General features: G+C 65.8%; 7 protein-coding genes. 6 read left to right on the top strand and 1 reads right to left on the bottom strand.

Features of this window, described 5'->3' with window-relative positions:
* On the bottom strand, nt 1-514 hold a 514-nt coding region (locus APH28_RS25320; RefSeq protein ID WP_060513183.1), incomplete at its 3' end, for a WYL domain-containing protein.
* Nucleotides 515-717: 203 nt separating this feature from the next.
* Here APH28_RS25320 and APH28_RS25315 point away from each other — a divergent pair.
* The 6 genes from APH28_RS25315 (at nt 718) to APH28_RS25290 (ending at nt 6651) form a co-directional block, all read left to right on the top strand.
* On the top strand, nt 718-1512 hold the full coding sequence (locus APH28_RS25315; protein ID WP_060513182.1) for a tetratricopeptide repeat protein: 795 nt from the start codon (nt 718-720) through the stop codon (nt 1510-1512).
* Between the two features lie 106 nt (nt 1513-1618).
* Nucleotides 1619-2071, top strand: coding sequence for a MarR family winged helix-turn-helix transcriptional regulator (locus tag APH28_RS25310; RefSeq protein ID WP_060513181.1), 453 nt, complete (start codon nt 1619-1621; stop codon nt 2069-2071).
* On the top strand, nt 2068-4155 hold the full coding sequence (locus APH28_RS25305) for an FUSC family protein (RefSeq protein ID WP_060513180.1): 2088 nt from the start codon (nt 2068-2070) through the stop codon (nt 4153-4155). Before APH28_RS25310 ends, APH28_RS25305 begins: the two co-directional genes overlap by 4 nt.
* The gene (locus APH28_RS25300) at nt 4152-4364 is read left to right on the top strand and encodes a DUF1656 domain-containing protein (RefSeq protein WP_016392395.1); all 213 of its coding nucleotides are present in this window, start codon (nt 4152-4154) and stop codon (nt 4362-4364) included. The genes APH28_RS25305 and APH28_RS25300 overlap by 4 nt, the downstream gene beginning before the upstream one ends.
* Entirely contained in the window at nt 4361-5236 is an 876-nt protein-coding gene (locus tag APH28_RS25295) for an HlyD family secretion protein (RefSeq protein ID WP_060513179.1), read from the top strand. The genes APH28_RS25300 and APH28_RS25295 overlap by 4 nt, the downstream gene beginning before the upstream one ends.
* On the top strand, nt 5233-6651 hold the full coding sequence (locus APH28_RS25290) for an efflux transporter outer membrane subunit (protein ID WP_060513178.1): 1419 nt from the start codon (nt 5233-5235) through the stop codon (nt 6649-6651). Before APH28_RS25295 ends, APH28_RS25290 begins: the two co-directional genes overlap by 4 nt.
* Nucleotides 6652-6691 lie beyond the last annotated feature (40 nt).

Below are 6691 nucleotides of genomic sequence, written 5' to 3'. Positions count from 1 at the left end.
CCTCTTCGCGCAATGCCTGCGGCTCTTCGACCACCAGACCTTCCCCCTGGCTCAGCACCCACCACCGCAATGGTCCGCCATCTTCCACCGTGGCGCGCAGCCGGTGCCCCTGGTCCAGCGCAGTCAGCTGCATGTCCACACTCAACGGCGCCTCGCGCAGCTGCCGGGCCAATGGGTCGCTCACCCAGGCCTGCATCTCGATCCCTTTGCCCTGGGCCGGCTGAAGCGCATCACCGCGCAAATATCCCTGCAGGTCGAAATTTCCCCGCAACTCGCCAGCAACTTTCGCTGACCAGTGCCAGCCAAACGGAATGCTCTTGTCATTGCGGTCCAGCGGAAAGATCAACGACAGCTCGTTGAGGTCCCGTTCCACCGTGCGTTTACTGACGTTGAAGCCCACATCGCGTAGGCGCCAGACCAGTTCGGCACTGGTAATGCCTGGGGAGCGACTGGGTAACTGGCGTAGCAGCGCCCATTGGCGGCTGAGGGTGGCGCGGGTTGTGGCGAACGGCAAAAGGTAACGTCCTTGTCTAGGCTTGCCACAGGATGGCGGCTGGAACGGCTCATGGCAATTAGCCATAACTCGTTCAGATCAAGGATTGCGCAATTGGTTGCCTTGCCTCGAATCGTTCGCGACAGGTTTTGACGTGACGTCGCGCAGAATCACGCCTCATCACAGCCGCGGTCGGGCCTGTGGGTCGTTCAATGAGGATGAACATGTCTGCTGTCAGCAATATCCATTCGCTGCTCGCCCATCTTCTGCCTGAGCAGGTCATTTGCCCCCCGACGCCCGCCGGCAGGCGCCAGCGGCTGTTCGCCGGGGTAGGGCTGCCTAGCCAGCGCGCGTTGCTGGTCAACCGCCTGGATGAGGCCCACGACCTGCAGGCGGTGTACGCCGACCTGCGCAAGCAGGCGCTGGCCGGCAATGTGGCCGCGCTCAACGACCTCGGCTGGATCTGGCTCAACGGCAAGTACTGGCGGGCCGATACCGCGCTGGCCGGGCACCTGCTACGCATGGCGGCGCTGCAGGGCAATGCGGCGGCGTGGTTCAACCTGGGGCAGCAGCACTACTTCGGCAAGGGTGTCGACACCTCCTATGACCATGCCGAGGAATGTTATCGCCAGGCCTTCGAGCGCGGCATGCTGCATGCCGCTGCCGCGCTGGGTGACCTGTACGAAGAAGAAGTCTGCGATGCCGCGCTGGGCTGGCAGGTGGACCCGAGCCAGGCCTATCAGTGGTTCTTGCGCGGCGCCGAGCGGGGCGAGGCGCGTTGCCGGTTCGAAGTGGGTTACCGTTTGTTGCATGGCCTCTACGTGGAGGCTGACATCAAGGCCGCGCTGTATTGGCTGGAACTGGCTGCAGCAACCGGGGTGATGCAGGCGGCCGAGGAGCTGGCGGTGCATTTCAGCAGCCGGGATGAAGCGCGTTACCGGGAGTGGCGCGACCGGGCCGTGCAAATGGGCAGCACCCTGGCCCTGACCATGAAGCTGGAAGACCAGGTTCAGCCCTGAATGAACAACAATTCATCAAGGTCCCCCGTCGCCCACGGTTGACGACAGGGGGAGGCACAGGCGTATATTGATAGTTAGCAAACTATGAATATCCTTGGTTCCCCACATGTCCATTGACTCCCTGCGCCTGCAAGTCAGCAGCGGCATGGTCGTTGCTGCTCGCCACTGGCGGCGCATCTGCCACAACGCGCTGATCGGCTACGGTATCTCCGAGGCCTGCGCCGCACCGTTGCTGATGATCGTGCGCCTGGGCGACGGCGTGCACCAGGTGGCCGTGGCCCAGGCTGCCGGCCTGGAAAGCCCGTCGCTGGTGCGCCTGCTCGACCAGCTGTGCAAGGCTGGCCTGGTCTGCCGCAGCGAGGACCCGCTGGACCGCCGCGCCAAGGCCCTGAGCCTGACCGAAGAAGGCCGCCGTCTGGCCGAAGCCATCGAAGCCGAACTGGTGCGCGTACGCCATGACGTGCTGCAGGGCATCGACGAGGCCGACCTGCAGGCCGCGCTGCGCGTGTTGCGTGCGTTCGAGGCCGCGGGTCTGGGCACTGCAGGCGGGGTGGCATGAACGGTTTCTTCAGCTCGGTGCCGCCGGCCCGCGACTGGTTCTACGGCGTGCGTACCTTCGCCGCGTCGATGATCGCCTTGTACATCGCCCTGTTGCTGCAGTTGCCGCGGCCGTACTGGGCGATGGCCACCGTTTACATCGTCTCCAGTCCGTTCGTTGGCCCGACCAGCTCCAAGGCCCTGTATCGCGCCGTGGGTACGCTGCTCGGCGCTGCCGGGGCGATCTTCTTTGTACCGCCGCTGGTGCAGTCACCGTTGCTGCTGAGTATCGCCATCGCCCTGTGGACCGGCACCCTGTTGTTCCTCTCGCTGAACCTGCGCACGGCCAACAACTACGTGTTGATGCTGGCCGGTTACACCTTGCCGATGATTGCCCTGGCGGTGGTCGACAACCCGCTGGCAGTGTTCGACGTGGCGTCCTCCCGGGCCCAGGAAATCTGCCTGGGTATCGTTTGCGCGGCGGTGGTCGGTGCGATCTTCTGGCCACGCCGGCTGGCCCCGGTGGTGGTGGGTGCCATGGGTAGCTGGTTCACCGAGGCGATCCGCTACAGCGACACCTACCTCGCCCGCGAAGCCAGCGCCGACAAAGTCGGCGGCATGCGCGGGGCGATGGTCGCCACCTTCAACTCGCTGGAACTGATGATTGGCCAGCTCGGCCACGAAGGCGCCGGCCCGCACACGCTGAAGAATGCCCGCGAGCTGCGCGGGCGGATGATCCACCTGTTGCCGGTGATCGACGCACTCGACGACGCCCTGATTGCCCTCGAAGGCCGCGCCCCGGCCCATTTCGCCCAGCTCCAGCCGGTACTGGAAGCCGCCCGCGAGTGGCTCAAAGGCACCGCCGATAGCGCCTCCGTCGCCCATTGGACCGCCCTGCACGAGCAGATCGACCGCCTGCAGCCCGGCGCCGCCGTCCTCGACCAGCGTGCCGAGCTGCTGCTGTCCAACGCGCTGTACCGCCTGACCGAATGGGCCGACCTGTGGCAGGACTGCTGCACCCTGCAGCATGCCCTGCGCAGCGACGACCCCAAGCCCTGGCGCGCGGTCTACCGCCATTGGCGCCTGGGCCGCCTGACCGCGTTCTTCGACCGCGGGCTGATGCTGTACTCGGTGGTCTCGACCATCCTGGCAATCGTTGTTGCCTGCGGCTTGTGGATCGGCCTGGGCTGGAACGACGGCGCCAGCGCGGTGATCCTCGCCGCTGTATCGTGCAGCTTCTTTGCCGCCATGGACGACCCGGCACCGCAGATTTACCGGTTCTTTTTCTGGACCTTGATGTCGGTGATCTTCTCCAGCCTGTACCTGTTCCTGGTGCTGCCCAACCTGCACGACTTCCCGATGCTAGTGCTGGCTTTCGCCATCCCGTTCATTTGCGTCGGCACCCTGACCGTGCAGCCGCGTTTCTACCTCGGCACCTTGCTGACCATCGTCAACACCTCGACCTTCATCAGCATCCAGGGCGCCTACGACGCCGACTTCTTCACCTTCCTCAACTCCAACCTGGCGGGCCCCGTGGGCCTGCTGTTCGCCTTCATCTGGACCTTGGTGATGCGCCCGTTCGGCGTCGAGCTGGCGGCCAAGCGCATGACCCGTTTCCTCTGGCGCGACATCGTCGAAATGACCGAGCCGGCGACCCTGGCCGAACACCGCCAGGTCGGTGTTCAGATGCTCGACCGCCTGATGCAGCACCTGCCGCGCCTGTCGCAGACTGGCCAGGACAGCGGCGTGGCGCTACGCGATCTGCGCGTGGGGCTGAACCTGCTCGACCTGCTGGCCTACCTGCCACGCGCCGGCGAGCAGGCCCGCGAGCGCCTGAACACAGTGATCGAGGAAGTCGGTGCACACTACGCCGCCTGCCTGCGCGCCGGTGAGCGCCTGCATGCCCCGGCCGCGCTGCTGCGCAACATGGAGCGTGCGCGTCTGGCGTTGAACCTGGATGAACTGTACGAACGCGGCGACGCCCGCACCCACCTGCTGCACGCCCTGGCCGGCCTGCGCCTGGCCCTGCTGCCGGGTGTCGAGGTGATGCTAGAGCCTGCCGAACAACCACAACTGCCCCCCGGACTCGACGGAGCGCCCCTGTGATCGGTGAACTGGATATCAGCGGGGTGTTCCTGCCCACGCTGCTGGTGATGATGTTTGGCACCTACCTGCTGTTCCTGGGGGTGCACGCGGTGCTGGTGCGCCTGCATTTCTATCGCCTGGTCTGGCACCGGGCGCTGTTCAACGTTGCCCTGTATGCCGTGCTGCTGGGCGCGGTCGACCACTTTTGCCGAAGCCTGATGCTGCCATGAAAAAACCTTTGCTGACCTTGGGCCGTGTGGTCCTGACCTTGCTGGTAGTGACCTTCGCCGCCGTGCTCGTGTGGCAGATGGTGGTGTACTACATGTTCGCCCCCTGGACCCGCGACGGCCACATCCGCGCCGACGTGATCCAGATCGCCCCGGACGTGTCCGGCCTGATCCAGAAGGTCGAGGTGCGCGACAACCAGGTCGTCAAACGCGGCGATGTGTTGTTCACCATCGACCAGGACCGCTTCACCCTGGCCCTGCGCCAGGCCAAGGCGACGCTAGGCGAGCGCCAGGAAACCCTGGCCCAGGCCTCCCGCGAAGCGCAGCGTAACCGCAAGCTGGGCAACCTGGTGGCGGCCGAGCAGCTGGAAGAGAGCCAGTCCCGCGAGGCCCGCGCCCGTTCGGCGGTCAACGAAGCCCAGGTGCAGGTCGACGCCGCCCAGCTCAACCTCGACCGCTCCGTGGTGCGCAGCCCGGTGGACGGCTACCTCAACGACCGCGCTCCGCGCGACCACGAGTTCGTCACCGCCGGCCGCCCGGTACTGGCGGTAGTCGACAGCGCCTCGTACCACGTCGATGGTTATTTCGAGGAGACCAAGCTCGGTGGTATTCACATCGGCGACGCGGTGGACATCCGTGTGATGGGCGACAACACTCGCCTGCGCGGCCACGTGCAGAGCTTCGCCGCCGGCATCGAAGACCGTGACCGCGTCAGCGGCGCCAACCTGCTGCCCAACGTCAACCCGGCTTTCAGCTGGGTGCGCCTGGCCCAGCGCATTCCGGTGCGCATCGCCTTCGACGAGGTGCCGGAGGACTTCCGTATGATCGCCGGGCGTACGGCCACCGTGTCGATCCTCGAGGGCCAGCGCCCATGAAACAGCTGATCCTGGCGGGCTTCTGCCTGTCCCTGGGGGCTTGCATGATGGTCGGCCCCGACTACGAAGTGCCGAAGGACGCGGCGGTGCAACGCAGCGACCTCAACGGCCCGCTGCGCCAGGATGCCGACAGCGTGGTGTCGGCACCGGTGCCCGAGGACTGGTGGCAGCTGTATCAGGATCAACGCCTCAACGAACTGGTGCGCCAGGCACTGAGTGCCAACACCGAACTGCGCGTGGCCGCAGCCAACATCGCCAAGGCCCGCGCCCAGGTCGAAGTGGCTGAATCCCAAGGCGGCTTCAATGGCGGCATCAAGGCCGGCGCCCAGCGCCTGCAGGAGTCCGGCCAAGCGTTCCTGCTGCCTGAAAAGGTGCCGGTGGCCAACATCGGCGAGGCGATCATCAGCGCCTCGTACCAGTTCGATCTGTGGGGCACCTTCAAGCGCGGCACCGAGGCCGCCAAGGCCAACGCCGACGCAGTGCAAGCCGCCGCCGACACCGCGCGTATCACCTTGGTGGCCGACGTGGTCAAGGCCTATACCCAAGTGTGCTCGGCCAACGAGGAGCTCCACATCGCCCGCGAGTCGCTCGACCTGCAGGAGCAGAGCGTGAAGCTCAACCAGCGCCTGCGCGATGCCGGCCGCGGCGACGAAACCCAGGTCACCCGCTCGCAGACCCAGTTCAAATCGTTGCGCGCCGAACTGCCACGCTTCAAGGCCGAGCGCGAGACCGGCATGTACACCCTGGCAGCACTGCTAGCCAAGCCTGTGGATAAGTTGCCTGCCGGTACCGCTGATTGCGCCGAGCTGCCACAGCTGAATCAGCTGGTGCCGGTCGGTGATGGCGCGGCCCTGCTCAAGCGCCGCCCCGACGTGCGCCAGGCCGAACGCCAGCTGGCGGCGGCCACCGCCGAGATCGGCGTGGCGACCGGTGCGCTGTATCCGGATATCAGCATCGGTGCACAGGTTGGCACCATCGGTATTCTTGAAGACTTGGGCGATCCGTCGACCAACCGCTGGGGCTTTGGTCCGCAGATCAGCTGGAGCATTCCGACCAACGGGACCCGGGCACGTATTCGCATGGCTGAAGCCTCGACCCAGGCAGCTCTTGCGCATTTTGATGGGGTAGTGCTGAACGCCATCCGCGAGACCCAGACCCGTCTGGCGCAGTACAGCGCCCTGCTGGACCGGCGTGATGCGCTGGCTGAGGCGGAGAAATCGGCGAAGGAAGCGGCGGACCAGACGCACCGGTATTACCAGGCGGGGCGCGAGTCGTTCCTGGCGGATTTGCAGGCGACGCGGACTTATACCGACATGCGCTCGCAGCTGGCGGCGGCGAACAGCCAGGTGGCGTTGGGGCAGATTGGCGTGTTCCTGGCGTTGGGTGGGGGGTGGAAGGAGGCTGGGAAGCAGTGAGGGTGCGGGGGAATTGGGTCAAGGCTGATAGGTGCCTGCC

It is taken from the genome of Pseudomonas sp. NBRC 111124, assembly GCF_001320245.1.
In the GTDB taxonomy this organism is placed as follows: domain Bacteria; phylum Pseudomonadota; class Gammaproteobacteria; order Pseudomonadales; family Pseudomonadaceae; genus Aquipseudomonas.
This window is presented reverse-complemented; position numbering and strand designations above follow the sequence as displayed.

Excerpts from the sequence above, each read along its gene's own strand:
- APH28_RS25290 (WP_060513178.1), top strand. The coding sequence starts at position 5,233 with ATGAAACAGCTGATCCTGGCGGGCTTCTGCCTGTCCCTGGGGGCTTGC.
- APH28_RS25310 (WP_060513181.1), top strand. The coding sequence starts at position 1,619 with ATGTCCATTGACTCCCTGCGCCTGCAAGTCAGCAGCGGCATGGTCGTT.
- APH28_RS25305 (WP_060513180.1), top strand. The coding sequence starts at position 2,068 with ATGAACGGTTTCTTCAGCTCGGTGCCGCCGGCCCGCGACTGGTTCTAC.
- APH28_RS25295 (WP_060513179.1), top strand. The coding sequence starts at position 4,361 with ATGAAAAAACCTTTGCTGACCTTGGGCCGTGTGGTCCTGACCTTGCTG.
- APH28_RS25315 (WP_060513182.1), top strand. The coding sequence starts at position 718 with ATGTCTGCTGTCAGCAATATCCATTCGCTGCTCGCCCATCTTCTGCCT.